Here is a 2,515-nt window from a genome sequence, read left to right on the forward strand (position 1 = left end):
CGCACGGGCAATGCGGGCGGCGTTCTGGTCACCTTCAACAACCGCGACCTGGGGGTGATGGGCCAATTTGGCGAGGTGAAGGAGCAGGTATTTGAACCGGGGCTAGACCTCAACTCGTTACAGTAGGGATCCCAGCTGGCTTGGGTTACAGGGGCAAAGAGGGGGCGATCTCCCACCCTTGAGCGCGGATGTGCTGGAGGAGGCGACGAACCTTGCCCAGATCTTTGTCGCCCGGTTTGGCTTCCACACCACTGGAAAGATCGATGCCTTGGGGTTGCACTTGGAGGAGGGCCTGCTGGATGTTGTCTGGGTTCAGTCCGCCTGCCAGGATCCAAGGCAAAGGCAGGGATCCCTGAGCTAGTGCTGGCCAATTGAGGGTTTGCCCGGTTCCGCCCGCTCGGTGGGGATGATGGGCATCGAGCAGCAGGGTTTCCACGCAGCCCACATAGGCAGCCGCTTTGTCCAAGTCTTGAAGGTGGCGAATGCGCAGGGCTTTGATGCGGTGGATCCCGGGCAACAAGGCTGCCAACTGATGGCAGTCATCTGGAGATTCTTGGCCGTGCAACTGTACCGCCGTCAGGCCCGTTCCCTCTACCCAGGTTGCAATGGCTGTGGGGGAATGATCCAAAAAGACGCCTACTTTTTCCAGGGTTTTGGGCAGGGATCCCACCCACCGGGCCATTTCCGCTTGGGGCAAATAGCGGGGAGTATTGGGCACGGCGATGAACCCAAGAGCACTCACCCCCAAAGCCGCGATCGCTATTTTGAAACTAGGGATGGCTGGCAGATGGAATCGGTCAACCCCTAGCCGCTCCCAATCCCTAGCTGCTGCCCTGGATCGCTGCTCCCCTAGATCACTGCGTCTACCAATCCAGCCGCAAGCCTTGCTCAATCATGTACTGTTGCAGTTGTGGCATTTTTCCTTGAGGGACGATCTGGGCAGGCTGCAAATCGGGTTGATCGACCAGCCAGCCGGCCGTCACCCCCGCCGCCGAGCCAATGGTCCATTCGCCGTGGTGAACACGGGTCATGGCCGTGGCGATGTGCGTGGCGGCGATCGCCTTTCCGCCCACCAGCAGATTCTCCACGCCCTGCGGAATCAGGCTTTCGAGGGGAATCTGCACGGGGCGAATGTAATATTCTTTCACTGAAGCTTTGACTGCCTCGCCCGTCGGCTCCCAGTTGCGATAGCGACAGCCGTGAATGTCAATATCGTAATGGGTCACACCTACCGCAGTTGCCCGAAAGTCTCGTCCTTCCATGTCTTCCCGCAGGTCAGCCTCGCGCAGCATAAACTCCGTCTGTCCGTAGGCCGGTCGCCCCAGGATTCGCCGCCCCTCGCGGATGTAGGGCAACATGCTTAGCCCAGAAACCGTCCCCATAGGGGAATCGGCCCCCGCTAGGTAGGCCAACGGCAGCGCTGGATCGGGCGGCTGCTCCAGGAGCCAATGGGCAAACATCAGCGCGTGATTTTCTGCATGGCGCATAGACCGCAGCGACACGCCGCCCATCCAGTTTTGATACTGCCCGGTTTGCATGAGCTTTTCGGGTGTCAGGATTAGCGGCGGATTCATCCAGTTCCAGTCGTTGCCCTGCGTCCAGTTGACCAGCGTAATGTCGTTGAGGACGGGGCTGCCAAAGAAGGGGTCGCTGCGATTCAGGCTGACGATCCGCCGATAGTTAAAAAAGCTGCGCCCGTGAAACATCGGCACGCCTTCTAGCGTGTAGACCCGCATATGCTCGGCGCGAGGATAAAACGACTGGACGTATTCCAGGGTCTTGATGCTCTGGCCGCCATCGGCGCGGATGCCCATTGCAAAGGGAAAGGTAAACGCCTGGGTGCATTCTGGATTGTCGAAATCGGCGGCGTTGGTTTCCCCCGTGGTGTTGCGCGAGTCGGAACCAATGCGTAGCGGCACCTTGGCCCAGCCCACCACTTCGCCCGTATCCGTTGCGTCAATCACGATCATCCGCTTTCCGGGCGGCGGCTGGAGCTTGATCGGGGTTTTGCGGAAGGTGGCATCGTCTTCCCAGGCATACCAGGTGGCTAGCTCCACCGACGGGCGGCCCTGGGGCACATAGCCAGATTCCCGGGGCGATCGCCGCACGGCATAAATCGCGGTGATAAACCGTCCTGTTTCGTCAAACTCTGCGCCCTTGAAGGCGGTAAACGCGCTCCACTTGCTGCTTGTGGAATATTGCGCCGCCCGCTTGAGCCACTCCTGCGATACCACAGCCCCCACCTGCGGCGGAAAACACAGCCGCCCAACCCAGCAGCTATTGATCTGGGCGACTGTGAGGGGTGCGGTGATACCCGTCCAGGCAGGTAGCGTAACAGGCTGCTGCAAGATAAAGCCCTTGAAGCTCTGCCAGCTTGGCGAAAAGTTATTCCGCTCCAGCATGTTTCTGGACTCGTCTACCGCAGACACCCCCTGGGAGCTAAGCTGTCCGCCCATCCACGGCGTTAGCTCAATGAGGCAGGTCTTCGCGCCCGTCCGCATAGCATGAGAGGCGG

General features: G+C 60.0%; 2 protein-coding genes. Both read right to left on the reverse strand.

All coding sequences use genetic code 11. From position 1 onward, the window contains the following. Positions 1-145 precede the first annotated feature (145 nt). Positions 146-787 (reverse strand): phosphoribosylanthranilate isomerase, encoded by a 642-nt coding sequence (locus IGS51_RS03420; protein WP_367279245.1) that lies wholly within the window; start codon positions 785-787, stop codon positions 146-148. A gap of 76 nt (positions 788-863) precedes the next feature. Further along, the coding region (locus IGS51_RS03425; protein ID WP_297075925.1) for an FAD-dependent oxidoreductase at positions 864-2,515 on the reverse strand (1,652 nt) is incomplete at its 5' end.

Source organism: Thermoleptolyngbya sp. M55_K2018_002 (genome assembly GCF_015295965.1).
GTDB lineage: Bacteria > Cyanobacteriota > Cyanobacteriia > Elainellales > Elainellaceae > Thermoleptolyngbya > Thermoleptolyngbya sichuanensis.